Source organism: Nonomuraea polychroma (assembly GCF_004011505.1).
In the GTDB taxonomy this organism is placed as follows: Bacteria; Actinomycetota; Actinomycetes; order Streptosporangiales; family Streptosporangiaceae; genus Nonomuraea; species Nonomuraea polychroma.
This window is the reverse complement of record NZ_SAUN01000001.1, coordinates 4,576,314-4,601,853: the sequence shown is the minus strand read 5'-3', so window position 1 is coordinate 4,601,853 and position 25,540 is coordinate 4,576,314. Positions and strand designations below refer to the sequence as shown.

The 25,540-nt window shown below is 73.0% G+C and carries 23 protein-coding genes; 8 read left to right on the top strand and 15 right to left on the bottom strand.

Features of this window, described 5'->3' with window-relative positions; genetic code table 11:
* Positions 1–450 carry an acyl-CoA thioesterase gene (locus EDD27_RS20980; RefSeq protein WP_127933921.1) on the top strand — a complete coding sequence of 150 codons (450 nt, stop codon included), beginning with the start codon at positions 1–3 and terminating at the stop codon, positions 448–450.
* Here EDD27_RS20980 and EDD27_RS20975 read toward each other — a convergent pair.
* Positions 437–1,219 carry a hypothetical protein gene (locus EDD27_RS20975; protein WP_127933920.1) on the bottom strand — a complete coding sequence of 261 codons (783 nt, stop codon included), beginning with the start codon at positions 1,217–1,219 and terminating at the stop codon, positions 437–439. The two genes, EDD27_RS20980 and EDD27_RS20975, sit on opposite strands and share 14 nt — an antisense overlap.
* Positions 1,220–1,318: 99 nt before the next feature.
* Complete coding sequence (locus tag EDD27_RS20970; protein WP_127933919.1) at positions 1,319–1,807, bottom strand: VOC family protein; 489 nt, start codon at positions 1,805–1,807, stop codon at positions 1,319–1,321.
* Positions 1,808–1,997: 190 nt separating this feature from the next.
* Here EDD27_RS20970 and EDD27_RS57840 point away from each other — a divergent pair, with 190 nt between their 5' ends.
* A complete protein-coding gene (locus EDD27_RS57840) occupies positions 1,998–3,050 on the top strand; it encodes a TIGR04222 domain-containing membrane protein (RefSeq protein ID WP_127933918.1) in 1,053 nt (350 codons plus the stop codon).
* A 65-nt stretch (positions 3,051–3,115) separates the two neighbouring features.
* On the opposite strand, the gene EDD27_RS20960 is transcribed toward EDD27_RS57840, so the two are convergent.
* From EDD27_RS20960 to EDD27_RS20950, 3 genes are all read right to left on the bottom strand, one after another.
* A complete protein-coding gene (locus tag EDD27_RS20960) occupies positions 3,116–4,012 on the bottom strand; it encodes an ABC transporter permease (protein WP_127933917.1) in 897 nt (298 codons plus the stop codon).
* Positions 4,013–4,255: 243 nt separating this feature from the next.
* Positions 4,256–5,074, bottom strand: coding sequence for a hypothetical protein (locus EDD27_RS20955; protein WP_206641556.1), 819 nt, complete (start codon positions 5,072–5,074; stop codon positions 4,256–4,258).
* A gap of 265 nt (positions 5,075–5,339) precedes the next feature.
* On the bottom strand, positions 5,340–5,918 hold the full coding sequence (locus tag EDD27_RS20950; protein WP_127933916.1) for a helix-turn-helix domain-containing protein: 579 nt from the start codon (positions 5,916–5,918) through the stop codon (positions 5,340–5,342).
* A gap of 92 nt (positions 5,919–6,010) precedes the next feature.
* On the opposite strand from EDD27_RS20950, the gene EDD27_RS20945 reads away from it, so the two are divergent.
* Entirely contained in the window at positions 6,011–7,648 is a 1,638-nt protein-coding gene (locus EDD27_RS20945; RefSeq protein ID WP_127933915.1) for an FAD-dependent oxidoreductase, read from the top strand.
* A gap of 49 nt (positions 7,649–7,697) precedes the next feature.
* Here the strand turns inward: EDD27_RS20945 and manA are convergent, their stop codons facing one another.
* From manA to EDD27_RS20925, 4 genes are all read right to left on the bottom strand, one after another.
* Positions 7,698–8,861: a mannose-6-phosphate isomerase, class I gene (manA, locus tag EDD27_RS20940; RefSeq protein WP_338324653.1), complete on the bottom strand. Its 1,164-nt coding sequence runs from the start codon at positions 8,859–8,861 to the stop codon at positions 7,698–7,700.
* 84 nt (positions 8,862–8,945) lie between these two features.
* On the bottom strand, positions 8,946–10,172 hold the full coding sequence (locus tag EDD27_RS20935) for a cytochrome P450 family protein (RefSeq protein ID WP_127933914.1): 1,227 nt from the start codon (positions 10,170–10,172) through the stop codon (positions 8,946–8,948).
* Positions 10,173–10,175: 3 nt separating this feature from the next.
* A complete protein-coding gene (locus tag EDD27_RS20930) occupies positions 10,176–11,264 on the bottom strand; it encodes an NAD(P)/FAD-dependent oxidoreductase (RefSeq protein WP_127933913.1) in 1,089 nt (362 codons plus the stop codon).
* Positions 11,265–11,322: 58 nt separating this feature from the next.
* Positions 11,323–12,267 carry a cucumopine synthase-related protein gene (locus EDD27_RS20925; protein ID WP_127933912.1) on the bottom strand — a complete coding sequence of 315 codons (945 nt, stop codon included), beginning with the start codon at positions 12,265–12,267 and terminating at the stop codon, positions 11,323–11,325.
* 258 nt (positions 12,268–12,525) lie between these two features.
* Here EDD27_RS20925 and EDD27_RS20920 point away from each other — a divergent pair, with 258 nt between their 5' ends.
* The 3 genes from EDD27_RS20920 to EDD27_RS20910 all read left to right on the top strand — a co-directional run bounded on the left by EDD27_RS20920 (position 12,526) and on the right by EDD27_RS20910 (position 14,781).
* Positions 12,526–13,695: an SRPBCC family protein gene (locus tag EDD27_RS20920; protein WP_164903712.1), complete on the top strand. Its 1,170-nt coding sequence runs from the start codon at positions 12,526–12,528 to the stop codon at positions 13,693–13,695.
* Positions 13,696–13,762: 67 nt separating this feature from the next.
* Positions 13,763–14,122: a hypothetical protein gene (locus tag EDD27_RS20915; RefSeq protein ID WP_127933910.1), complete on the top strand. Its 360-nt coding sequence runs from the start codon at positions 13,763–13,765 to the stop codon at positions 14,120–14,122.
* Between the two features lie 41 nt (positions 14,123–14,163).
* Positions 14,164–14,781, top strand: coding sequence for a carboxymuconolactone decarboxylase family protein (locus EDD27_RS20910; RefSeq protein WP_127933909.1), 618 nt, complete (start codon positions 14,164–14,166; stop codon positions 14,779–14,781).
* Here EDD27_RS20910 and EDD27_RS20905 read toward each other — a convergent pair.
* Both EDD27_RS20905 and EDD27_RS20900 read right to left on the bottom strand, forming a co-directional pair.
* Positions 14,669–15,094 carry a MarR family transcriptional regulator gene (locus tag EDD27_RS20905; RefSeq protein ID WP_127940829.1) on the bottom strand — a complete coding sequence of 142 codons (426 nt, stop codon included), beginning with the start codon at positions 15,092–15,094 and terminating at the stop codon, positions 14,669–14,671. The two genes, EDD27_RS20910 and EDD27_RS20905, sit on opposite strands and share 113 nt — an antisense overlap.
* A gap of 27 nt (positions 15,095–15,121) precedes the next feature.
* Positions 15,122–19,294 (bottom strand): cation-translocating P-type ATPase, encoded by a 4,173-nt coding sequence (locus EDD27_RS20900; RefSeq protein WP_127933908.1) that lies wholly within the window; start codon positions 19,292–19,294, stop codon positions 15,122–15,124.
* 169 nt (positions 19,295–19,463) lie between these two features.
* Here EDD27_RS20900 and EDD27_RS20895 point away from each other — a divergent pair, with 169 nt between their 5' ends.
* A complete protein-coding gene (locus EDD27_RS20895; protein ID WP_164903711.1) occupies positions 19,464–20,102 on the top strand; it encodes a TetR/AcrR family transcriptional regulator in 639 nt (212 codons plus the stop codon).
* Positions 20,103–20,160: 58 nt separating this feature from the next.
* Positions 20,161–21,624, top strand: coding sequence for an MFS transporter (locus EDD27_RS20890; RefSeq protein WP_127933906.1), 1,464 nt, complete (start codon positions 20,161–20,163; stop codon positions 21,622–21,624).
* A 17-nt stretch (positions 21,625–21,641) separates the two neighbouring features.
* On the opposite strand, the gene EDD27_RS20885 is transcribed toward EDD27_RS20890, so the two are convergent.
* From EDD27_RS20885 to EDD27_RS20870, 4 genes are all read right to left on the bottom strand, one after another.
* Positions 21,642–22,448 (bottom strand): peptidoglycan recognition protein family protein, encoded by an 807-nt coding sequence (locus EDD27_RS20885; protein ID WP_127933905.1) that lies wholly within the window; start codon positions 22,446–22,448, stop codon positions 21,642–21,644.
* A gap of 93 nt (positions 22,449–22,541) precedes the next feature.
* Complete coding sequence (locus tag EDD27_RS20880) at positions 22,542–23,540, bottom strand: NAD(P)-dependent alcohol dehydrogenase (RefSeq protein WP_127933904.1); 999 nt, start codon at positions 23,538–23,540, stop codon at positions 22,542–22,544.
* Positions 23,541–23,685: 145 nt separating this feature from the next.
* Entirely contained in the window at positions 23,686–24,342 is a 657-nt protein-coding gene (locus EDD27_RS20875; protein ID WP_127933903.1) for a response regulator, read from the bottom strand.
* Positions 24,339–25,478, bottom strand: coding sequence for a sensor histidine kinase (locus EDD27_RS20870; RefSeq protein WP_127933902.1), 1,140 nt, complete (start codon positions 25,476–25,478; stop codon positions 24,339–24,341). The genes EDD27_RS20875 and EDD27_RS20870 overlap by 4 nt, the downstream gene beginning before the upstream one ends.
* Between the last annotated feature and the right edge of the window lie 62 nt (positions 25,479–25,540).

The window sequence follows — 25,540 nt, the reverse complement described above, 5'->3', positions numbered from 1 at the left end:
ATGGTCGACGGCGGCGTTCTCGAGCCGGTGCAGGTCTATTTCGACGACCTCGACGCGATGGGCCTGCTGCACAACTCGCGCTATGCCTTGCTCGTCGAGCGGGCGATCGGCGCGTACTGGAACCGGCTCGGCTGGTCGGCCGATCCCGCGCGGTCGGCGTTCAAGGACGTCTTCCTGGCGGTGCGGGAGTTCAAGGTCACCTACAACGTGCCTGTTGCCGGGGCCGGCGAGCTGCTGGTGCATTTCTGGATCGAGCGCCTGGGGCGTACCAGCGGGGTGTACGGCTTCCGCGTGGTGTCCGCGGATCAGGCTGTGGTGCATGCCGAGGGCTACCGCGTCAATGTCAACCTGGATCCCGCCACGTTCCGGCCGGCGCCGTTCAGCGACGAGCTCCGCACCGCCGCCGAGCCTTTGCTGCTCACGGCGGCGGCTTCGCTCAGCGGGGCCTGACGAGGAGCGCGGGGACGAGCTCGCCGGCCACCGCGAGCACCGCGGCGATCAGATAGGGCAGGCTGATCAGCTCGGCGGCGCCGGCGCAGGTGTGCGGCGCGGACGAGGCGAGCTGGGCGACCGGTTCGAACAGCGCCGGGACGAGCAGGAGCAGGCCCGCGGCCGGCGCGGCCCGCCGGCCGGTGAGCACCGCCCCGGCCGCGGCCACAGCGACCCAGACCCCGACGGCTTCGGCGGTGAAGAGATGGAGATGGGCGAGCGCCAAGGTGTCTTTCAACTCGGCCATGCACCCGACGTCCTCGCCGGAGGACACCGGCAGGGTGGCGAGGATGCCGCGGACGAAGGTGATGACCAGGACGGCGGTCCAGGCGGCCGCCGTCACACGGTGCGGCGGGCGGTGCGGCTGCTCCCGGCGGGCCAGGAGGCAGGCGATCAGCACGACCGCCGGGCAGAGCGCGAAGAGCCACTCGGCCCGCATCGGGCCGCACGGGGTCGTGTAGGGGACGGCGAGGGTCAACGCGGAGAGCAGCAACGCGGTGGCCGCGGCCGCCGCCCCCAGCACCGGGAACCGGCGTGGCCACCACAGTGCGAGCAACGCCAGCGCCACGGGCAGGAGATCCATGGCCCACCCGGCGCTCCGCCAGACCACCGTCTCCAGGGTGCTGGGCTCCGGCACCTTGTAGGCGAACCAGCCGCAGCTTTCGCCGGGGATGACCGCCGATAAGAGCGCCGGCGTCACGGCCGCCAGCATGGCCAGGAGACGGAACATCGGCGGTCCTTCGGCTCGGGAAGTGATCATGTGGCCCGGGCGAGGCTACCCCATCCGGACCGGTGTGTCAGTCCCGGGAACGCGGCACCGCCGAGGAAGTCAGGAGGCCGGGTCGCGGCCGTCGTCCGTGCCGAAACCCTCCAAGGTCTCCCGTTCCTCCAGGCTGCGCAGCTCCTGGAAGACGGTGATGTGCAGACCGGCGGGGGCGTCCAGGCGGGCGTTGAGCGACTCCCACGGGGTGACCGTGGGCGGCGCCACCTCGGTCGCGCCCGCCGAGACCAGCCGCCCGGTGGTGTCGCGGGCGTCGTCCACCTCGAACGCGACCCGGATCTTCGGCGCCACCTGCCGCCCCACCTCAACCTCGTCGATCATCTTCTTCTGCGCCGGATTCGCGATCTCCAGCGTGGCCCGCCCGGCGTCCAGGATCGCCACCCGGGCTCCGTCCCCGCTCGAGAACGCGGCCTGCTCAGGAAGCCCCAGCACGTCGCGGTAGAAGGCCAGCGCGGCCTCGTAGTCCTCCGCCTCGACCACCAGGCGCAGCTGGCGGACCGGGCGGGGGCCGTTCTGGGGCTCGGCGTGCGTGCTCATGGGAAATCTCCTCCATTAACTCAGGGCCTTTGTTTCCTTGCATCAACCCGGTCGCCCGGCGCGTTCATTCCTGTCCCACCCGTGAGGACCTTTTGCTCATTTTGAAAACGCTCCGGGAACCGGCGCCCGGCAGGAAACGTCATTTTCACCAAACGGGGTTTTCCAGCATTTTCCTGTCAGGGGGACGCCCATGAACGTGGTTTTCTTCGCGGTCGCCATCGCTCTGTTCGCGCTCGTCGCGATCACCGCGATCAAAGGCCTGCTGGCGCTGTCGCGCGCCCGCTCCATCACGGCTTCGGCCACGAGCCATCGGCTCGACGTCTACGAGGCGGCGTACCTGGCGGGCGGGCCGCGCCGGGTCGTCAACACGGCGCTGGTCTCTCTCGTCTCGCAGGGCGGGGTGCGGGTGTCGAGCGAGGGCGTCGTCACGCCGGTGCAGGGCTTCCGCCCGGACAAGCAGCAGCCGGTCGAGCGGGCGGTGTTCAAGCTCGTCAGGTCGGCGCCGGGCGGGCGTACGACGGCGCAGATCCGGCACAGCACGGTCGACGACCACGCGATGCGGCGGCTGACCACACCGCTGTGGCAGGACGGGCTCCTGATGTCGCCGGCCGAGCGGTCGCGGTCGCGGCGGCGGACCAGCCGGCTCTTCCTCTTCGCCGTGCTGGCCGCGGCGGTGGCTGTGGCAGGGCTGGTCCTGCGGGCGCCGGCCGACGTGATCGTGACCGCTGCCGCTGCGGCGGTCGTGGGCTTGGCCTGCTGCTTCTGGCTGCGCCGCGCCATGGCGAACCCGGTGACGAGGGCGGGCAAGGCCGCGCTGGAGCAGGCGGGGGCGCCTGATCTGGCGGAGGGGTCGTGGCCGCCCCCGGACGACGTCCGGGTGGTGGCGCTGCACGGGCTGACCAAGCTGCCCGACCGGCAGCTGGCCGACACGCTGCGGCGCGACACCCGGGTCAGGACCGGCCGGACCGCCACGTGCTGCGCGCCCGGCCACTGCGGGTCGTACCGCAGCTCGTACGTCGTCCACAGCAGTGGCGGCTCGCACGGAGGCGGCTGCGGTGGCGGATGGTCGGAGGGCGGGTTCTTCGACGGCCTCCTCGACTTCGGCGGCGGCTCCAGCGGCTACGGCGGCAGCACCTTCGGGGGCGGGGGCTACGGGGGCGGCACCTTCGGGGGCGGCGGGGACGGGGGCGGCGGAGGTGGTGGCGGCTGCGGGGGCGGCGGTTGCGGGGGCGGCGGCTCGTGAGAGCCGCCACCACCGTCGTCTCCTGACGCTCGCCATGGACGGCGGCCGGTCCAGGCCGGTCGCCGTCACCCCCGCCCGTACCGGTCCTCGGCGCGCCAGAAGTACCAGAAGCCGGCGATGAGCGTGACCACCGCCCAGCACAGGCATGACACCCACACCATCGGCGGGGGCGTGTGGCTGCCGATGAGCAGGTCGCGCATCCACTCGATGTAGGAGGCGGCCGGGTTGAGGTACATGGCGGCGGCCACCCACTCGGGCAACCCGGCGCTGTTGACGACCTTGTCGTGGATGGCGAAGAAGACGCCGGACGCGTACAGCCAGGTGCGCATGATGAACGGCAGGAGCTGGTTGAGGTCGCGCATCGACGCCCCCAGCCTGGCCAGGATGAGGCCCGCCCCGATGTTGAACATCGTCTGCAGCACCAGGACCACCGGGATCATGAGCCACAACCAGGTGGGGAGCTCCCCGGTGATCACCACGATGACGAGCAGCACGCCCATGGAGATGACCAGCTGCTGCAGCTCCTGGATCGTGTACGCCAGCGGCAGCGAGGCCCGCGGGAAGTGCAGCGCACGGATCAGCGACAGGTTGCCGGAGATCGACTTGGCCCCCGCGGTGACCGTCCGCTGCGTGTACGTGAAGACGAACATGCCCGTCAGCAGGAAGGCGGGATAGTTGGGGATGTTCTTGCTGCCGCCCAGGATGAGGCCGAACATCACGTAGTAGATCGCCGCGTTCAGCAGCGGGGTGATGACCTGCCACAGCTGGCCCAGGGCCGAGCCGGAGTATTTCGAGACGTTGCGCGAGGTCGCGTACGTCAGCACGAAATGCCGCCGTTCCCACAGCTGGCGCACGTAGACGGGGAAGCGCGGGCGCGCGATGGCGGGGCGCAGCCCGTACTTCTGGGCGAGCTCGGCCAGCGACCCGCTGTCCTGTGAAGTGTTTTCCAGTTGGCTGCTCATGGGCACCTCGATGCTCGGTGGGTCGTCAGCAGTCCGATCATCCCCTGCCACCCCTGGTGTCGGTCCGGATTTCAGCGGGAGCGTCGTGGACGTGCACACGGTCCTCGCGGTCGCGCCAGGCCTTCAGGCCGCCAGGTGCGGCCGCAACGTGTCGTCGAGCGCGTCGCGCGCGTCGCCGTCGCGAGCGGGCCGTCGCCGTCAACGCCCACAGGATCAGCACGCCGTTGCCCGTCCGGTGTCGGCCTACTGCGCCATGGTCACGCCCGTCACCGCGAAACGTTCCACGTCGGCGACGTGTCCGCCGGTGGAGGCCACGATGGTCAGCGTCCGGCCCGGCGCCGGGGTGAAGGAGACCCTGGCGGACCAGGGCGTGTTCTCGCCGCCCGCGGGCAGGCAGCACTCCTCACCCACGACGGACTTCCCGCGTACCTGGATCCTGATGCTCTCGTCCACGCCCGTGATGCGGCCCCCCACGGTCAGCGGCGAGCCGACAGCGGCGCCGTACTTGGGCGTGGTCAGCGTGAGCGAGGTGTCGTCGGTGCCGACCACCTCCCACGGCGCGTCCCGGCCGGAGCCGTACCTGACCAGGTGGACGATCGCGGCGACCAGCGGCCGCGGGCCCTCCTCGGCGCGGAAGCCGACATGCACGCGCGCGTGCCGCCCCTCCGTCACGGTCTTCACGGCCCGGTCGATCTCTTTGAAGCCGAGGTGGTCGCGGCTGAACGCGATGGCGGTACGGGCCGGATCGAGATGCCAGGCGCCGCGGCCGTCCGCGCGGTGGGCACGCTGCCACTCCTGCGCCTCGGCCAGTGTGGCGAACGGCCACAACGGCTGGTAGTAGCCGGCGACCAGCCGCTCCTCGCCGCCAGGCGTCGGCGGCGAAGCCGGTGACCTGGTCGCGCCGGGTGACGGCGAGGTGGCCGGCAGCGTGGGCGGCGGGGCGGTCGGCGGCGGGGAGGCCGTCGCGGCAGGAGTCTCGCGTGGTGACTCACCGCCGCAGCCCGTGAGGGCCAGCCCGAACGCGATCAGCAACGGCAGCGCATGCTCCATGCGTGGTCTCATACGGACCTCCTGGGGGTAGCGGATCGCGTCCTGCTGACATTAAGACGTACCCGAGACCGGAGGCGGACCATCGCGGAAGTCGCTCGCCCACGGGTGGACGATGGGCATGCGGCCGGAGCCGGAGCCTGGCGATGAGAGCTTGACCTGGAGCCGGCTCCAGCTCCTACGCTGCCGCGCTGTGTTGGTGTTCTCTACACCATCGACAACCGGGGACGGCCGCAATCGACAGGCTCCAGGGAAATCTTCAGGTCAGGAGCTCAGGAGCTCAGGTGGCCGCCGGGCGGGCCCTGACGTGCATACGCTCGCCCTGCGGTCCGAACAACCCCAGGACTTCGGCGGGCTCGTCGTCGGGGTTGGCGAAGGCATGCGGGACGCGCGTGTCGAACTCCGCCGCCTCGCCAGGCGTCAGGATCACGTCGTGCGTCCCGAGCAGCAGCCGCAGCCGCCCCGACAGGACGTACAGCCACTCGTAGCCCTCGTGGACCTTCTGCTCCAGATCGCACCCGGGCCAGTGCGGCGGATAGATCTGCTTGTACGCCTGCACCCCGCCGGGCCGGCGGCTCAGCGGGATGAACGTCGTGCCGTGGCGCTTGAACGGCCGCATGTGCACGCGCGGGTCGCCGGTCACCGGCACGTCGATCAGCTCGTCCAGCTGGACCTGGTGCGCGCGGGCCAGCAGGAGCAGCAGCTCCAGGGTCGGCTTGCGCTGCCCGGCCTCCAGGCGCGACAGCGTGCTGACGGAGATGCCGGTGCTCTTGGACAGCTGCGCGAGCGTCGCCCCACGTTCCTGGCGCAGCGCCCGCAGCCGCGGCCCCACCGATTGGAGCGTCGTCTCGAGGTCCATGCGGCTACTTTGCCATTACGGCAACGATATTTGTCAAATGTGCATGGGATGGCGGACAGTGGCGCATCGGACGGATCGAGAGGAGTCTCGCTGTGAATGCGAAGTACGACGTGGTGGTCGTGGGCGGCGGGGCCGCCGGGCTGAGCGGGGCGCTCACGCTGGGCCGGGCGCGCCGCAAGGTGCTGGTGATAGACGCGGGCGAGCCGCGCAACGCCCCGGCGGCGGGCGTGCACACCTACCTGACGCGCGAGGGCATGCCGCCGCGCGAGCTGCTGGCCGCCGGCCGCGAGGAGGTCATCGGGTACGGCGGCGAGATCGTGACGGGCGCCGCCGTCGCCGCGGAGCGCGTCGAGGACGGCTTCCGGGTGGTGCTGGACGACGGGTCGGCGGTCGTGGCGGACCGGCTGCTGCTGGCCACCGGCCTGGTCGACGAGCTGCCCGACGTGCCGGGGCTGGCCGAGCGGTTCGGGCGCGACGTGCTGCACTGCCCGTACTGCCACGGCTGGGAAGTACGCGACCAGGCCATCGGCGTGCTGGCCACCGGGCCGCTGGCCATGCACCAGGCGCTGCTGTGGAGCCAGTGGAGCGACGACGTGACCCTGTTCCTGCACACCGGGCCCGAGCCCGACGCGGACCAGCGCGAGCAACTGGCCGCCAGAGGCGTCACCGTGGTCGAGGGGCAGGTGGCCGAGCTGGAGGTGAGGGAGGACCGGCTCGCCGGCGTGCGGCTGGCCGACGGCACGGTGGTGGCCTGCCAGGCGCTCGCCGTCGCCACCCGCCTGACCGCCCGCACCGGCCTGCTCGCCGGGCTGGGGCTGAAGACCGAGGACCAGGAGATGGCCGGGCACGTGATCGGCACCCGCATCCCGGCCGACGCGACGGGCGCCACGAACGTGCCCGGAGTGTGGGTGGTGGGCAACGCGGCCAACGTGACCGACCAGGTCATCGTCGCGGCCGCGAGCGCCGTGCGGGTGGCGGCGGCCATCAACATGGATCTGATCATGGAGGAGACCCGCCGCGCCGTCACCGCCCGCCGCACCAGCACTGGGCACGCCGGCGGTCCGCACCGGCAGGCGGAGTCGCACGGCGGGACGGGATGGCACGAGGTCTCCCTCCCTCCTGAGGAGTTCTGGGACGCCTTCTATGGCGAGAAGTCACAGGTCTGGAGCGGCAACCCCAACGTCGCCCTCGTCCGCGAGGCCGCCGACCTCGCCCCCGGGCGGGCGCTCGACCTGGGCTGCGGCGAGGGCGCCGACGCGATCTGGCTCGCCCGCCGTGGCTGGCAGGTCACCGCCGCGGACATCTCCCGCGTGGCGCTGGATCGCGCCGCCGAGCACGCCAGGGCCGCGGAGGTCGCCGACCGCATCGACTGGCAGCGCCATGACCTGGACGCGTCCTTCCCGGAGGGCTCCTACGACCTCGTCTCCGCCTGCTACCTGCACGCTCCTACGGACCTGCCGCGCGAGAAGATCCTGCGCGCGGCGGCCGCGGCCGTCGCGCCCGGCGGGGTGCTGCTCGTCGTGGGTCACGCCGGCTGGCCGTCCTGGGAGCACAACCCTCCCGAGGGCGTGCACTTCCCGTCTCCGCAGGAGGTCCTCGACTCGCTGGAGCCGGCGGCGGGGGAGTGGGAGGTGCTCCGGAGCGAGGAGTTCGAGCGCACTCAGAACACCCCCGACGGCGAGCCGGGCGCCCGGAAGGACAACGTGCTCAAGCTCCGCAGGCTCGTCTGAGCGGCCCACCGATCAGCGCGGGTGTCCCCGGGTCCTGGGGACACCCGCCTTATGCGGAGGCTCCCGGGAGTGCGCGGTAGGCGGTGCCCTTGCCGCCGAGCCGCGTCGGCGGCGCACCCGCCGGGACGAAGGCGGACTGTCCCGGCCGCAGCGTCAAGGCGTCGCCGAGCAGCGCCTCGCCCTCGATGCACAGGACGATCTGCGGCAGGCCGCCCGGCAGTTCGTGCGTGCTCTCCCCGTCCAGGTCGTGGCGGCTGAGGGCGAACTCGGGCGCGGGCGGCCGATAGTGGTGTGCCCCGCGCTCCCCGGGCTCCGGCCGGACCAGGAACGGCTCGCCCGGCGTGAAGTCCACGACGCGCATCAGCTCGGGCACGTCCACGTGCTTGGTGGTGAGCCCGCAGCGCAGCACGTTGTCGGAGTTGGCCATGATCTCCACGCCGACGCCGCCGAGATAGGCGTGCGGCACCCCCGCGCCGAGGTAGAGGGCCTCGCCGGGGCGCAGGCTCACGTGATGGAGCAGCAGCGCCGCGACCACGCCCCGGTCGCCGGGGCAGGCGCGGGCGATGCCGGCGTAGACCGCGAGCTCGGCGTCGTCCGCGTCGAGCAGGGCCGCCTCGACCTCCGCGCGCAGCGGCCGGGAGGCGTCGTCGAGCATCTCGGCGAACACTCCGCGCAGCGCGTCCTCCGACGGTGCCGTCCTGAGCGTGTCGATCCAGGGCCGCAGCCCCGGCAGGCAGAGCCGGTCGAGGAGATCGGCGGTGGCCGCGGGTGAGCGGAAGCCGCACAACCCGTGGAACGGGGTGACCGCGCAGACCATCTCGGGTTTGTGCGAGGCGTCCTTGTACGTGCGGGCGAAGTCGTCGAGCGGGACGCCCCGCGCCGTCTCGTCGGCGAACCCGGCCCGCGCCTGCTCGGTGGTCGGGTGGACCTGCAGCGACAGCGGCCGCGCAACAGCCAGGACCTTGAGCAGGTAAGGCAGGACGGGGCCGAAGCGGGAGGCGGCCGGCTCGCCGAGCGTGCCCGCGGGGTCGGCCGCGATGAGCTCCCCGAGCGGGACGCCGCCGACGGTGGAGGGGGCGCCCGGGTGGGCGCCCATCCAGAGCTCGGCCTGCGGCTCCCCGGTGGGCTCGGTTCCGAACAGTTCCGGCAGGGCGGTCACCGAGCCCCAGTCGTAGGGGCGGATGGTGGTGGCCAGGCGCATTGGGGCGTGCACGGGCGTAAGGCTATCGCAGGCCTACGCTGTCGCCCGGCCCGGTACGCCACCCCTTCGGACCGGTGCCACGACCGAGCGCGTGAGCTAGCGGGCGCGCGGGCCCAGAATGACGGGCATGCTGCGGGTGCTGTTGCCCAGCAGCGTGTCCAGCGGGCACAACTCCTCGGGCCGCGCCGCCGCCCTGATGTCGGGGAACGCCGCGAACAGCGCCTGCAGCGCCACCTCCGCCTCGGCCCTGGCCAGAGGCGCGCCGAGGCAGAAGTGCGGCCCGTGACCGAACGCCAGGTGGGCGGCCGGTGGCCGGGCGATGTCGAATCGGCCGGCGTCCGGACCGTACTGGTCCGGGTCGCGCCCGGCCGAGGCGAAGCAGGCCAGCACCGCCTCCCCGGCCCGCAGGTGCACGCCGTCGATCTCGACGTCGCGCGTGGCGTACCGGAACGGGAAATAGGCGATCGGCGAGTCCCAGCGCAGCGTCTCCTCCACGGCCGCGCTGAACGGACATCGGCCCGAGCGCAGCAGATCGAGCTGCCCCGGCTCGTTGAGCAGGGCGCCGATGGCGTTGGTGATGAGGTTGACGGTGGTGACGTGCCCGGCGATGAACAGCAGGTCGATGGTGGCGAACAACTCCGACTCCGACAGCCGGCCGCCGTCCTCCTCCCGCAGCGCGATCAAGTCGCTGATCAGGTCCTCGCCGGGCGTGCGGCGGCGCTCCTCGATGATCTGATGGAGCAGCCCGTGCAGGTCCCCGCGGACCTGCGGGCTGTCCTCGAGGTCGCTGCTGACCTGCGCGACCGCGTCGGTGAGCTCGTGCAGCCTGTCCTGGTGCGCGCGCGGGATGCCGATCATCTCGGAGATCACCTCGCGCGGCAGCGGGTAGGCGAAGTGCCGCCGCAGGTCCACCGGCTCGTCCGGGGGCAGCTCCGCGAGCCGGTCGATCAGCTCGGCGGTGATCGCGGCGATCTTGGGTCGCAGTTGCGCGATGCGGCGCGGGCTGAACCCGGCGGCCAGCGGGCCGCGGAGCCGCCGGTGGTCCTCGCCGTCGGCGTTCAGCATGGAGATGTCCGTGACGATGCGGGCGATCGCGGTCCCGGGCGGGGCGCTGTCGCGTTCCGCCGGGTCCCAATAGCGGATGTCCCTGGTCATGTCCGGATGGGTCAGCACGGTCAGCAGGGTCGCGTACCGGGTGGCGGCCCAGGCGTCCACGCCTTCCGCCGTCACGGGCACGAGCGGCCCCGCCTGGCGCAGCCGCTCGTTGTCGGCGTGCAGGTCCCGGGTCGCCGGGTCGATGATGAAGCGGATCAGCTCGGTCATGGGTCATCCCGTCCGTTGCCGGCCGACCGCCAGCTTGGCCACGTCGATACCGGGGTCCTGGTCGAGGTAGAGGTCGCGGACCAGCTCGCCGGCGGCCGGCGCGTTGCACAGGCCGTGGCCGGAGAACCCGGTGGCGTACAGGAACGCCGGGGGTCCCGGCTGGTGTCCGATGAAGGCCGTCTTGTCGGGGCTGGCGTCCCGCAGGCCGGTGACGGCCGTGTGCAGGGCCAGGCCGGCCAGGCTCGGGTACGTCACCGCGAGCTGGGCGGCCACGCCGCGCCGCCAGGCCTCCCTGTCGGGGCCCGGGTAGCCCATGCCGATGAGCAGCCGGTCGCCGCGCACCCGTATCAGCAGGCCGCTGGCGGCGTGCAGGGTGACCGGGAGGTCCGGCGTGCCGGGCGGCAGCGGGTCGGTGACCAGCAGCTCCTGCTCGGTCGGCTCCATCAGCGGCAGGTCCACGCCCGCGCAGCGCAGGAGCGAGGCCGACCACGCGCCGGCGGCGCACACGATCGCGTCGGCGGTGATCTCGCCGTCGGCCGTGAAGACGCGGCCCGCCTGCGTGTCGAGGCCGGTGACCGGGCAGCGGGTGCACAACGTGGCGCCCGCCCGCTCGGCCGCGGCGGCGTAGGCGTTGACGATGGCGGCGGTGTCGGAGACGTAGGCCTGCGGCGAGTAGGCGGCGGCCAGCAGCGGCAGGTCGCCGATGAGCGGATTGCGCTCCTTGGCCTCCTCCACGCTGATCAGGCCCACGTCCACCCCGGCGTCCAGCTGCGCGGGCAGGTCGGCCTCGAAGGCGGTCACCTGCTCGGGCTCGCTGAACAACACCAGGTAGCCGACCTGCCGCAGCGGCAGGTCGGCCCCCGGCCTGGCCGGGAAGGCGCGGTAGGCCTCGAGGCTGCGCACGGCCAGCGCCGAGCTGAGGGCGTTGCCGGCGAAGTAGGAGCGGACCACGTCGGCGGTGGCGCGCGAGGCGCCGGAGCCGAGCGCTCCGCGTTCCAGCAGCATGGTCTCGACCCCGGCCTCCGCCAGGTGGTAGGCGATCGACAGCCCGATCACGCCGCCGCCGATCACCGCCACACGCGTATCACTCATGCGCCCTCCTTCGCCGGTCGCATGAGCGATGGATCAGCTGTGTTGATGGGTCGCTCGCTCATGCCGTCGCCTCCAGGCGCCGCAGGGTGTCGCCGGCCTGCCACGGGAACAGGTGCAGGTTCCAGCCGCCCAGGCAGTTGCAGTAGAGCGCCATGTGGGCCATGGCCGAGATGAAGTCGGTGTGGCTGTTGAGCCGCTCCAGGCCGTCCATGAGCCGCCTGGTGAAGCCCCACAGCGTGTCCAGGCCGCAGTAGCCGAGGAACTCCGCCGGAGTGTGGGCGAGCTGACGGGTCATCTGGCGCAGCCACGGCAGCGGCATGCCGTCCAGGGCGGCTCGCACGAGGCCGCCGTAGCAGCTGTAGCCGAGCGGACGGGTCTCGCCGTTGACGAACAGCAGCGTGGTCAGGACCGTGTCGTAGCTGCCGGCCCGCGACTGGATCCGGCCCGCGTGCAGGTCGACCAGCTCGCGCGGCGGCTCGAGCCAGATGCGCTCGGTCTCGGCGTGCACGTCGGCGATCAGGTCGTTGAGCTGCGGGTCGCCGACAGGCAGCCGGGGCAGCTCGTGGCCGCCTGGCTCACCGGCCCGGCGCACCTCGGCGATGACCGGCTCCTTGGTGGTGTAGACCGAGTGCCACACCTCGCGGCCGGCCTCGACCAGGGCGTCCACGTCCTCCGGGACGACCTGGCCGATCGGCGTGGCCGTCATCGGCTCGGTCAGCTCGCCGTACTTGATGCCGAGATGCTGCAGCCGGGAGCAGAACAGCGTCCCGTCGGGGACGGTGCGCCGGTCCACGCGGTACGCCGCGGGCGCGTGCAGCAGCGAATGGACCGGTGCGACGTGGTACAGATGATGGCCCGCGACGAGGGCGTGGCCCTGCAGGCTGCGGTAGGGCAGCGCGTCCCAGAAGCACTGGGCAAGAGCCGGGTTGCGCTGGTCGAGTTCGGCCGCCACGGTGATGCCGAGGGCGGGCCAGGCTATTTCCACACGCTTCGAGTCGTTCACAGTTCGTTACTCTAACGTCACGATTTGTGATGATTCGGGCGGGGGTGTGCCTTTTACCCGGTCATGACCTGGTCTGGGTCGGAGGCGAGCTTGCGGCCACCCCGCCGGCACGTCAGCCCCTTGGACCTCGGCGACCCGGGAACCCGCCGCGGGCGGGACGTCGGATGGACGGCTGTTAGGGGCCGGGGGCGCCGGGTAGCCGACCTGGTCGAAGGCGATGATGAGGGGTAGATCGCTATGCGCGCGAGACATGTTGACATGACAGCAGGGGAGCGGCAGACGCACCTGGCGAAGAACGCGGCCGCGGCCGGGCTGGGCTTCTGCGCCGGAGCCGCGGTCGCGTACCTGTTCGATCCGGCACGGGGACGCTCGCGCCGGGCCAAGGGCCGCGACAAGGCGGCGCACGCGACGCACGAGTTGCGCGACGGCCTGGGCGTCCTCAGCCGGGACCTCGCCAACCGCAGCCGCGGCTCGGCCGCCGCCGTACGGTACCGCGTCGCCGGCCGGTCGACCGACGACCGAGTGCTCTACGAGCGCGTACGGGCGGAGCTGGGCCGCCACGTCAGCTACCCGCACGCGGTCGAGGTCCACGTCCAGGACCGCCGCGTGACGCTCCACGGCGACGTGCTCGAGGGCGAGGAAGAGCGCGTCAGGCGGGCAGTCCGCCACATCCCCGGCGTCAAAGGCGTCGAGACACGCTGGACCACGTACCGTGACGCGGCGGAGTCACCGCGACTCCAAGGCGCGGGCCGGCGCCGCGAGCCGGTGCCCGAACTGCTCCAGCAGCAGTGGTCCCCGACCGCCAGATTCCTGGCCGGCACGGCCGCCGCCGGCATGATGGCGCTGCCGGGCGGGCTGCCCCGGCCGGTCGCCTGGGCCATCCGCGGCGCCGGCGCGCTGCTGGCCGCCCGCGTGGCGACGAACCTGCCGCTGCGGCGCCTGACCGGGCTCAAAGCCGGCCGCCACGCCGTCGACATCACCGAGGGCATCTCGATCGACGCGCCTGCCTCGACCGTGTGGTCGCTGGTGAGCGACTACTCGATCTTCCCGCGCTTCATGCCGGACGTGCTCGAGGTGCGCCGCTCCGCCGACGGCCGGACGTCCCACTGGACGATCAGCGGGCCCGCCGGGACGCCGATCCGGTTCGACGCCACCGAGATCAGGCGCGAGGAGGGCCGGGAGATCGCGTGGCAGTCGGCCGAAGGCGAGCTCATCGCCCACACCGGCTCGCTGACCCTGGCCGAGCAGCCCGACGGCAGGACCCGCGTCCAGGTGCGGCTCGCCTACAACCCGGTGGCGGGCGTGGCCGGCCACGCGGTGGCGCGGCTGCTGGGCGCCAACCCGGCCCGCAAGCTGCGCGAGGACCTGATGCGGCTGCGGTCGTACGCCGAGAGCCGCCGGCAACCGGTCGGCTCGCCAGGCGTCTGACACCCGATCGCGGCCGGCCACCGGCGCGTGTCACCGCCCGGACGTCCCGCTGGGCGAGGGCGATGCCGTGGACGGTGACGGCTGCGACGCCGAGGGCGACGGCGCCGATGAGGGCGACTGCGACGCCGAGGGCGACGGCGCCGATGAGGGCGACTGCGACGCCGCGGGCGGTGACGGCGACGTGCTCGCGACCGGCGCCGTCGTCGTCGGGGCATTGACCTGGGTGACCACCAGCACCGCCGTCGCCGCGCCCACCACCGCCACCAGGGCGGCGGTGACGTACATGATCCGCCGCCTCAGCCGCCTGCGGTGCTCGCGCCGCAGTGCCTCCTCGCGCCGCAGGGCGGCGCGCCTACGCTTGACCTTCCGCTGTGACATGGACACTCCCGAGAAATCCTCGGGCGACACCATAGGGGGAAGGGTGTAATACGGAGCTAAACGATCAGCCCCCACCCGCACGGAGTCTGTATGCACCACCGTAAGGCCCGGCTGCCCGGGCTGCTGCCCGAGGAACTGGACGAGGAGCAGGCCGAGCTCTACCGCGCCATCGCGGGCGGGCCGCGGGCGGCGGGGCCGCAGGCGTTCGCCCTCGCCGACGAGCAGGGACGGCTGCGGGGACCGTTCAACGCGATGTTGCTGAGCCCGCCCGTCGGCCTGGCGCTGCAGGCGGTGGGCACGGCCGTGCGGTACGGCTCGGTCCTGACCCCGCGGATCAGGGAGATGGCGATCCTCACCGTGGCCGCGCACTGGGGCAGCGACTTCGAGCGCGAGGCGCACGAGGCGGTGGGCCGCACGTGCGGCCTCACGGAGTCCGAGCTGGCCGCGCTGCACGTGGGCCGGCCCCTCGTCCTGGACGACCCCGCCGAGCAGGCGGCCATCCGGGCCGCCGCCGCGCTGGCGGCCACGGGCGAGCTGACCGACGAGGAATACGCCGGCGCGGTCGCGGCGCTGGGGGAGCGGGGCCTGTTCGACCTCACGACGCTGGTCGGCTACTACGGCACGCTGGCCATGCAGCTGAGGGTCTTCGCGGGCGAGCAGGGCCACGGGACAGGCTCGGGACGGACGAAACCTTCTCCTTCAGCGTGACGGGCACGTCACACTCGTGCCGAGCCGGGGCCGGCGACGGTTCGATCACTCGCCGCAGCCCCTCCTCGGTGACGCGGAGCTTGCGCGCCATGCCGCCCTCCGGGTCGGGGATGCGCTCGGCGAGGCCGCCACGCAGCAGCACGGCCGCCTGCCGGTTGACGGTGGAGGCGTCGAGCGCGAACGCCTGCGCGAGCTGTCCGATGGACATCGGCCCATCGGCCTCGAGCCGCCGGAGCAGGATGTAACTGCTGCGTTCGAGCCGTTGTTCCGCGGGGCTCGCGAGTTCGCTGACCGCGCGATACGCACACCGGATATGTTCCTGGGCGCGTGTCCCGTCGCGCTAATGCGGCATGAACCTGTCCATCATGGTGTTCAACGGACGCTCGGCGACCTTGTCGAACACCAGCGCCGCCGCCACCGCGAACAGCGCCATCGGCCACGCCACCGGGCCGAGCGGCCTCGAGCCGAAGAAATGGCTGACCCCGGGCGTCTGGACGATCGCGGCCAGCGCCGCCGCCGAGCCGACCGCGCTGAGCAGCACGGTCCGGTCCCGTCCCGCGGTCTGCACCGTCTGGGCCAGCTGGGTGCCGACCAGGGCGACCAGCCCGACCGTACGCGCGCGCGCCGCCGTGCCGGTGAATCTGGCCAGTGTCCAGCCGAGCCCCGCGCCCACCGACGTGACCACGGCGCGCCGGACGATCTCCCGCGTGAGCGCGTGCCCCAGCGAGCTCTCCGGACCCTCCTGCAGCAGGTTCGCGGCCTCCTCTGGCGAGGGCGCGCGCAGCGCGATGGCCAGCGCGGGCGCCAGGTCCGTGAGCATGTTGACGAGCAGGAGCTGGCGGGCCGACAGCGGGGAGGACCCCGAGGTGAGCGCGCCGATCAGGGTGAAGCCGATCTCGCCCAGATTGCCGCCCACCAGGATGGCCAGCGCCTCGCGGACCGAGGCCCACATGGCCCTGCCCTCGGCCAGCGCCGAGACGATGGTCTCCAGCCGGTCGTCGCTCACCACCATGTCGGCGGCCGCCCGCGCCGCCGGGGTGCCGGTGAGACCCAGCGCGATGCCGACGTCGGCCAGCCGGATCCCGGCGGCGTCGTTCGCGCCGTCGCCGGTCATCGCCACCACCTTGCCGATCCGCTGGAACGAGCGCACGACCCGGACCTTCTGCTCCGGCGTGCACCGGGCCACCACGTCGATGGCCGGCAGCCGCTCGTCCAGCCCCGCGTCGTCCAGCTCGTCCAGCTCCGCCCCGGTGAGCACGCGCGGCTCAGCCTCGATCAGCTCGGCGGCGATGGCGGCCGCCGTGCTGGGATGATCCCCGGTGATCATGACGATCTGCACGCCGGCCGCGCGCAGGCGGGTCACGGCCGGGCTGGCGGTGAGCCGTACCACGTCGGCCAGGCCGAGCAGCCCGACGAAGGTCAGGTCCGTCACGTCGCCGTCGTCGAGCTCTTCCAGCTCCGCCGGCCGGCGTTCGGCCACAGCCAGCACACGATGGCCCGAGGCGGCCAGGCGTTCCACGCGTTGCTCGATGCGGCGCCGCTCCTTGTCGTCAAGGGGACGGTCCTCGCCGTCCACGCGCACCTGGGAACAGCGCGGCAACACGGTCTCGGGCGCGCCTTTGACGCTGAGCAGCCGCGCCCGGCCGGTCCGGCCGAGGGTGGCGTGGAAACCCCTGGATGGCTCGAACGGCAGCGCCGCCAGCTCTCGCCAGCCCCGCGCACCCGTCTTGCGGCTCACCCCCGCGGCCTTGGCCCCGGCCGAGACGGCCGCGTCGGTGAGGTGGCTGTGCACGCCGTTGCCCTCCCGATGGGGCGTCGCGCGCTGCCCGGCGGCCAGGACCGCGTCCAGGTCGCCCAGGTCCGGCGCGGACGCCTCGCGGCGGGCGTCGGAGACGCGGGTCAGCCGGATCTCCCCGGCGGTGAGCGTGCCCGTCTTGTCGAAGCACAGCACCTCGACCCGGCCCAGCGCCTCGATCGTCCGCGGGTCGCGTACGTGCACGCCGTGCTCGGACAGACGGCGGGTGGCCGCCAGCTGGGCCGCGCTGACCAGCAGCGGAAGCCCTTCGGGAACGGCGGCCACGGCGAGGTTGACCCCTTCGCCGATGGCCTGGCGCAGCGGCCGGCCGCGTACCAGGCCGGTCAGCGTCAGCACCGCCGCCGCGCCGCCGGCGATCGGCGTGGTGGCGCGGGTGATCCGCGCCAGCCGATCGGCAACTCCGCTGCGCGGCGCCCGCTCCTCGGCGGCGGCCAGGGCGCGGCCCGTCTCCGTGGCCTCGCCCACGGCCACCACCACGGCCGTGGCCTTGCCCGCCGCGATCGACGTGCTCTCGTACAGCATGGAGCGCCGCTCCGCCACGTCCCTGGCGAAGACCGGCGCGGCGTTCTTGGCCACGGGCAGGGACTCGCCGGTCAGCGCCGACTCGTCGGCCTCCAGCCCGTCCGCCGTCACGATGCGGCAGTCGGCGGGCACCACCTGCCCAGCGAAGAGCACCACGACGTCGCCGGGGACCAGGTCACGGGCGTCGACCTCGCCTTCCTCGCCGTCACGCAGGACCCGGGCGCGCACGCGTACGTGCCCGGCCAGCTCGGCCAGCGTCCGGGCGGTGGCCAGCCGCTGCACGCCGCCGGCCAGCGCCGACAACCCCATCACGCTGGACACCAGGGCGGCGTCCACGAGCGAGCCCACCGCGGCCGAGCCCACCGCGCCGGCCGCGAGCACCGGAGTGAACGGGTTGGCCAGCTCCGCCGCCGTCTCACGCAGCAGCGAGAGCCGCCCGCCTCCGGCGGCGGGGACCGGTGCCCGCCTGCGGGCCGCCTCCGCGGCGCTCAGCCCGCCGGGGCCGCTGTCCAGCTCGCGCAGCACCGTCTCGACCGGCATCGCGTGCCACGGCCGAGGGTCGGCCGGGGGCAGGACGGGCGTCTGCGTGGTACGCCAGGCGCGCCAGGCGCCGTGGCCCATCGACAGGAAGGTCGCGACGTGCATCGCGGTCAGGGCGTTGCCCGCGGAGCGCGGGGCGGGGGAGGTGAGCGCGAACAACGCGCCGATGCCGGTTCCGCCGCGAGCCAGCGTCACCCCGCCGGCCGACACCTCGCGTGCCGCCGGGACGGCCGCGATCAGCGGGATCAAGGGCCGCAGGTCGTCGCCCAGCAGCAGATGGGCGCCCCACGGAGGGGGGCTGTCGGCCATCCCCGCCCCGCAGTCGGCCTGGGCCAGGGCCCGCGGGTCCGAGGACACCAGCAACACCCCGGCCCCGTCGGCCTGCAGCCGCCGCACCTGTTCGGCGGACACGCCCGGCCGCACGATGACGCGTAGCCCGGCCTTGCGGGCGGCGGCCACCGCGGCCTCGGCGTCCGGCGAACGTTGCCGCACCGTCTCGGCGGTCGCCTGCCGCTCGCCGTCCCGGGTCAGGGTCAGCTTCGCGCCGCGAGCGTGCAGCCGCCACGGTCCTTCCTCCTGAGCGGCCGCCCGCCGGTCGGGGTCGAACAGCCGGTAGAGCCACGTGGCGACTTCCTCGTGGTCGGCGCCCGGGGCCGGCTTCACCTCGCCCACCGCGCTGCGCGGCGACAGCAGCACGTCCTCGTCGAACACCACCGTGTCGATCCGGTCGAGCCGCCGCAGCGCGTCCCGGTCGGCGATCAGCACGCCCCGGCGCGACAACACGAAACCCAGCTCGGCCGCGAACGTCTCCCGCCCCGCGAACGCCGGCTTGGGCGTGCAGATCATCGCCGTCTGCAGGCCGCGCCGGGCGTTCATGGTCAGCAGCGAGCCGACCACGCCGCCCAGCGGCGCGCCGGCGAGCAGCTGGTCGGCGTACCGCTCGGCGGGGCCGGGCGGCAGCGGCACCGGCCGCGCGGCAGAGATCGCGGAGGCGGCGGCCTGCTCCGGCGTCCCGATCAGACGCTCCTGAACGGCCTCCCACGCGCTGTCCACGGCGTGGTTCTCCCTCACCTGCACCATGCGCTGGGCCAGGTCGACCACCAGCCCCGTCATGCCGGGCGCCAGCCCCTTCGCGGCGGCGCTCGCCACGGGCAGCCATGTCTTCAGCTCGGGCAGGAGAAGGGCGTCGCTGATCGCCTCGCGCAACCGCGGCAGGTTGTCCACCAGCGACACCAGGCCGGGGACCTCCGCGGGCAGTGGCGTGTGACGGATCACCGTCTCCACGACGGTCGCCACGATGCCGCCCACGTCCGCCGCGAGAATCAGCCCGGGAGGGGGTTCGGCGGCCACCCGCGACTCGCTCTTGGACTCCGCCTCGTCGAGCGCCTTCATCAGCTCGCCGGTGTCGGCGGGCGGGTCGTCCAGCGCGACGACGGCGCGCCGCAGCGGCACGTTCACCCGCGCCCACCGCACCCCCGGAACCGCCTGCAGCCTGCTCTCGATCTCGGCCTCCAGGACCGGCTCACGCAGCAGCTCCAGATGGATTCGGCCCGGATACTTCCAGGTGGAGCGCCCGCCGAGTGCGCCGACGGCGTCCGTGACGCGGTGCAGGGTACGGGTGATGTGTCCGAGCATGCGTGTCCACGTACCCCGCCAGACGGGATCAGTCGAGGTCACCGATTAAATCTCGGTGAACACGCCATTACCACAACGCGCGCATGTGCCTGCCGCCTCGCCTGTCCCGATGGAGGCCCTGCGGCATCCGCGGGCGGGCGGGGCAAGTGGGGCCACTACAGTGAAAGACGTGGTCGCGCGTACGGGTTCCAGCGGACGTCGCCAATTCCTCACCCGCGGGATCGTCGTGGCCGCGGGCCGGCGGGTGGCCGAGACGGAGGGCGTCGGCGGGCTGACGATCCGGCGGGTCGCGGCCGAGCTGGGCGCCGCTCCGATGGCGATCTACCGGCACGTCGCGGACAAGCAGGCGCTCATCCTCGCGCTCCTGGAGGACGTGGCCGAGGGCCTGCCGCCGCTGCCCGGTGACGAGGGGACCCCGCAGGAGCGGCTCGTCGCCGCGTTCGCCGCCGTGGACGCCTACCTCGCCCAGCATGTCTGGGTCGTGGAGATCCTGCGCCAGGGCGAGCAGTTCGCACCGCGGGCCGCCGCCCTGTTCACCTGGACCCTGGATCGCTTCGCCGAGCTCGGACAGGACGACCACCAGGGAACAGGCGGGTACGCCGCGCTGTGGTGGTATGTCCTCGGCCACCTGTCCTACCTGCCCGGCGTGGCCCCCGAGCGGCGCGCCGCCCGCGAGCGGCTGCTCGCCTCCTCGGTCGACGACCCCGAGCGGGCCCGCCGCGCGGTCCGCTCGTTCGATCACCAGGCCGCCTTCCTGCACGGACTCCGGGCCTTGGTGGACGCACTCGCGGCGGCGGACCCGCGCTGATCACATCGCGCTCCCACCACCTATTTAGGTTTGCCTAATTTATGTGTACTTTGTACGCATGACTCAGCCTCCCAAGGCCGGGTGGACCCTGGCCGCCGTCTGCCTGGCCGCGGTCCTGCTCACCCTGGACATCACGATCGTCAACGTCGCGCTCCCTGAGATCGCGAGTGAGTTGTCGGCCCGTCTGGACGGCCTGCAGTGGGCCATCAACGGCTACACCCTCGCGTTCGCCGCGCTGCTGCTCACCGCGGGATCGGTCTCCGACCGCGTCGGCCGTCGCGCGATCTTCACGGCCGGGGTCGCGTTGTTCACCGCCGCCTCCGCGGCCTGCGGGGCGGCCTGGAGCCCGGGCGCCCTGACGGCCTTCCGCATCGCGCAGGGCGTGGGCGGCGCGATGGTCATGGGCACCGCGATGGCGCTCATCGCCGGCGCTTACCCGGCGGGACGGGCCCGGCAGGCCGCGATCGGCGCGTTCTCCGCCGCGGGCGGCGCGGCCGCCGGGCTCGGGCCGCTGATCGGCGGCCTGCTGGTGGACACGCTCGGCTGGCGGTGGATCTTCTGGATCAACCTGCCCGTCGGGCTGGTCCTGGTGGCCGGGGCGCTGCTGTGGTTGCGCGAGCCGGCCAGGGAAGCGCCCGCGGGCCGGATCGACGTGACCGGCGCCGTGCTGGCCGTCGTCCTGCTCTTCGCGCTCAACTACGCGCTCATCGCCGGTCCGGGCCAGGGCTGGGGCTCGCCCCGCGTGCTGGCCGCGCTGCTCGCCGGCCTGCTGCTGCTCGGTCTGTTCGTCGCGGTGCAGGCCCGCCGCTCGTACGCGGTCCTGGACGTGCGGTTGTTCCGGATACCGACGTTCACCGGTGCGGTGCTGCTGACGTTCCTGGCCAGGATCACCAGTTTCGGCATCCTGCCGTACCTGATCCTGTGGCTGCAGGGCATGCTCGGCCACTCGCCACTGGAGACCGGGCTGCGGCTGCTGGCCCTGACCCTGCCCATCCTGGTCGTCGCGCCGCTGGCGGGGCGGCTGGGGGAGAAGCTGCCGGCGTCGCGGCTGATGGCCGGTGGCTTCGCGCTGATCGCGGTGGCCTTCGTCCTCATGGCCCGGGTGGGACCGGACAGCTCATGGCTCGTCGCGTTCCCCGGCTTCGTGCTGCTCGGCGTCGGTGGCGCGCTGGCCTTCCCGCCGCTGATGGGCGTGACGCTCGACGTCGTGCCCCGCGAACGGGCCGGGATGGCCTCCGGCCTGTCCAACACGTTCTTCCCGCTCGGCACGGCCACCGGCGTGGCCGCGTTCGGGGCCATCTTCACCACCCGGATCGAGGCCGAGCTCCCCGGTCAGGCCGCGGTGGTGGCCGGCGGCCGGTTCGACCTGGTGAGCCAGGCCGCCCAGGAGACCGCCAGGAACGTCTTCACCGGCGCGCTGGCCACCACCTGCCTGGTCGCCGCGGCCGCCGGACTGGCCGGCGTGGCGATCTCGCTGCTGCTCATCCGGGTACGCGACACCCACCCCGTGCCGGTGGGATGAGCCGTGCGCCGGCCCGCCTACACGCGCAGCAGCGACGGCCAGGTCTTGGGCCCGACGAAGCCGTCCTCGTCGAGGCCCTCGGCCCGCTGGAACCCGCGGACGAGCTCGACCAGGGCGGTGTCGCAGCGGGTCGACTTCAACCAGCCCTCCAGCCCGTCCTGGACCCCCGCGTAGGCGGCCGGCGGCACGTGGCCACGGGCGAACAGGCAGCCTCTGACCGTCTTGACGTCGAAGTTGTCGTCACCGAGGCGGATCAGCGGCAGGTTCTTCACGATGTTCTCCGTCCAGGATGGGTCCGGGTCGCCCTTGATGATGGCGGCGACGGACGCCCGGAAGTCGTTCATGTCGAGGGAGTGCGGGTCCGGCTTGGCGGTGTTGACCTCGCGGTGCGCCTTCACCCGGGAGGCCGGAAGCCCGAACTCACGGCACAATTCCGCGCACAGGCGGATGTAGGCCTCGATCTGCGCCGTGGGCCAGGGCTGGACGCCGTTGTTCTCCGCCTCGATGCCGATCGAGCTGGAGTTGTCGTGCCGCGGCGAGGTCGACGGGGCGTTGTGCCAGCACCGTCCGGCGGCGATGACGTAGATCCGGCCGGACCTGCCGAGCCCGAAGTGGGACAGCGGCCCGTCCAGTCCGGGGCGGCCGTCGCGCACCACGGCCAGCGACGGGTAGTCGCCGCCTCCTGCCGGGCCGGCGGTGTGGTGGCAGACGATGCCCTGCACCTCGGGCTGCGGCCCGTGACCGCGGGTCTTCCATCCGGCCACTTCGGTCACCGGTCCGCCGGTGCGGCGGGCGACGTCGGCGAGCTGGGTCAGAAACGGCATAAGTCAGGAACCTTCATCACGATCGTCGCGGGCAGCTGCTTACAGATCATTAGCATGCCCTATCGATGCGTGACTATGAGAATCGGGGCGATCTTACGCCGACACGGTGACGACGACCTTGCCCGGAGCGCGGCCCTCCTCCTGATACCTGATGGCGGCGGGGATCTCCTCGAACGGGTACTGCCGGTCGATGACCGGATTGACCTGGCCGTCCTCGATGAGCCGGGTCAGCGTGACGAGGTTGCGCCTGTTCTCCTCCGCCGTGCACGCGATCACGTCCGCCAGGGCCACCTTGTGGGGCAGGAACAGACCGGCCGCCAGCGTCGCGAACATCCGCCCGGCCGGCTGCAGCCAGCGGCCGCCCGGCCCGCCGACGAGGACGTGGACGCCCTTGGGCTTCAGGACCCGCCGGTAGGCCGAAGCGCCCCGGCTGCTCGCGTTGTCCACCACGAGGTCGAAGCGGCGGCCGAGCCGGGTGAAGTCCTCCTTGGTGTAGTCGACGACCTCGTCGGCGCCGAGCGAGCGGACCAGGTCCACGTTCCTGGAGCTGCAGACGCCGGTGACGTGCGCGCCGAACGCCTTGGCGAGCTGCACGGCGAACGTCCCCACGCCGCCCGAAGCCCCGTTGACCAGGACCTTCTGCCCGGGCTGGACCCCGCCCCGGTCGCGGACGGCCACCAGGGCCGTGTTGGCCGCCAGCGGCACCGCGGCCGCCTCCTCGAACGACAGGTTCCGCGGCTTCGGCGCCAGCTCGGCCGCACTGACGCGGACGTACTCGCCGAATCCGCCCTGCTTGGACATCGCGAACACCTCGTCGCCCGGAGCGAACTCGGTGACGTCCTTCCCGGCCGCCTCGACCTCCCCGGCCACGTCGGCGCCCAGAATGGTGATCGACGGCTTGCGCAGCCCGGGACCGCCGGGCATGACGCGCGCGACGTACGGCTCGCCGCGCATCAGATGCCAGTCGAAGGGCTGGACGGACGTGGCGCGCACCCGCACCAGCACCTCGCCGGGGCCCGGCTCGGGCCGGTCGACGTCGACGAGCTGGAGCGCGGCGGGCGGGCCGTACGAGCGTAGGACGAAAGCCTTCATGACATGTCCCCATCCTGGAGCGGTTGCCGGAGCGGCTGAACGTCAGTGTCGCCAAGACGCGCTCGCCGGCCAACGGCCGAAAGTACGACCTCCGCGGTGGCCTATAGGCCGGTGGACGCCCCTGCTCCTGGCCGGCAGCCGCGGGTCAGTGCTTGACGCGGTGGGTCTCGTACGCCCACATCGCGATCTCGACCCGGTTGCGCACGCCGAGCTTGGTCATCAGGCTTGCGATGTGGCTTTTGACCGTGCTGAGCGAGATGTGCAGCTCGGTGGCTATCTCGCTGTTGGTCCGGCCGCGTGCGACGGTGAGCAGGATCTGCTCCTCCCGGTCCGTGAGCGCCTCGATGGGCTGCGCGGGCGGTGCGGCGGGACCTGCCCCGGCGAAGGCGCCGAGCAGCCGTCCGGTGATGCTCGGCGCGATCAGCGCGTCGCCGCCCGCGGCCGCCCGGATGGCCTGGCCGAGCAGGTCCGGGCCCGCGTCCTTGAGCAGGAAGCCCCGGGCGCCGGCCCGCAGCGCCTCGTAGACGTACTCGTCCAGGTCGAACGTGGTGATGACCACCACGGCGAGCGGGTCGCCGACGTCGGGACCGGCCAGCTGGCGGGTGGCGTCGATGCCGTTGAGGTGGGGCATGCGGATGTCGAACAGGCACACGTCGGGGCGCAGCCGCCGGGCGAGCTCGACGGCTCGCCGCCCGTCGCCGGCCTCGCCGACGACCTCGATGTCCGGCTGGGCGTCGAGGATCATCCTGAGCCCGGTCCGGGTGATCTCCTGGTCGTCCGCCACGACCACCTTGATGCTCATGTCACCGCCCCGGTACGCGGCAGCACTGCCGTCACGGTCCAGCCACGGCCCGGGTTCGGGCCCGCCTCGCAGGTGCCGCCGAGCAGGCCGGCGCGTTCGATCATGCCGATGACCCCGTACCCCGCCGACGAGATCGTGCGGGTGGAGCTGCCGTCGCCGTCGTCGCTCACCCGCAGGCGCACCGAGGTGTCGTCCGCGGCCACGCTCACCTCGATGCGCGTGGCGTGCCGCGCGTGCCGCCTGGCGTTGGTGACCGACTCCTGCGCGATGCGGTAGATCGCGGCCCCGACCGACGGAGGGAGTCCCTCGAGGTCGCCGCGGATGTCCACGTCGACCGACGGGCCGACGCGGGCCTGGCCGGCGAGCTGTTCGAGATCCGCGATGTGCTTGCCGGGGGCCAGCTCCGCGGGATCGTGCCTGCGCAGCACGCGCACCATGGCGCGCATCTCCGCCAGCGTGCGCGACGCCTCCGCCTCGATCACCCGCAGCGCGTCGGTGGCGGCGCCGGGGTGCGTCGCCGCCGTCGCCAGGCCCGCCTGGGCGCGGATGGCCATCGCCGAGACGTGGTGGGCGACGGTGTCGTGCAGGTCGCGGGCGAGCTGCTCGCGCTCGAGCAGCTTGACCTGGTCGAGCTCGCGCATCCTGTCCCGCGCCCGGAACCGGAAGGCCACGCCCAGCGCGAAGGACGAGAACATCACGGCGAACGCGCCCACCAGGTCGGCGGCGTCGAGGCGTCCTGCGGCCACCGAGATCACGACCGAAGCCACCATGATCGCGAACCCGATCGCGGTCTCCCGCCCCGAGCCCCACCGGAACAACGCGTACAGCGCCACCAGCACGTAGACCATCGTGTACGTCTCGACGGGCGCGCCGCCCGTGAACAACGGCGCCAGGCTCGTGACGACGAAGATGATCAGCACCATCGGCAGCGGCCTGGTGCGCCGCCACAACAACGTGAACACCAGCCCGGCGGTGACGACGACCGAGACGGCCCGCCAGGGAAGATCCGGCCGCAGGATCCCTTCGAGCACCGCGACCGGCACGAGCACTCCGACGAGCGCCCAGTCCCGCCACACCCGCCGTGGGGGGTTGGGGGGACGTGGCTCGTTCCATAAGGAGCGGAGAAGGCCGCGCACCCCCTCATCGTACGAGACCCGGCCCGGTGTGATCGCCCTCGCGGCGGGCCGGGCGTGCGGCG